Genomic DNA, 374 nt, shown 5'->3' with positions numbered 1-374 from the left:
GCGATGGTGGCGGCGACGCAGGCGGCGATCAGAAATGACAGAAAGGCGCCGCTGCCGGCGCTGGCGATCGCCAGCGGCGCGATGACGAAGATCGAACTGGCCGGCGTCACGCCGGACGCGGTGATCATCACCACGTCGAGGACGCTGAGATTGCCTTTGAAGGTGTGTTCAGGGGCGGACTCTTGCATGGTTAACGACTCCATTAACGTGTGAGTGAATTATTGTTTTGCTGCACAGGCTGTACGCAGGAATCAAATGGAGCGCGAGAAATGCCGGGGAGCGTTGCTCCCCGGAAGTTTATTGTTCTTATGTGTTACCCCTGCCCCGACGGGAAGCTGAAGCTGGCGCGCCGGGCGTCGCCGGAGGCCGGCCAG

1 protein-coding gene is annotated in these 374 nt (G+C 61.2%); it reads right to left on the bottom strand.

Annotated elements, in window-relative coordinates; all coding sequences use genetic code 11:
* The coding region (locus TMES_RS22110; protein ID WP_211276002.1) for a hypothetical protein at positions 1-188 on the bottom strand (188 nt) is incomplete at its 3' end.
* Positions 189-374 lie beyond the last annotated feature (186 nt).

This window comes from Thalassospira mesophila, from assembly GCF_002115755.1.
Lineage (GTDB): Bacteria > Pseudomonadota > Alphaproteobacteria > Rhodospirillales > Thalassospiraceae > Thalassospira > Thalassospira mesophila.
This window is presented reverse-complemented; position numbering and strand designations above follow the sequence as displayed.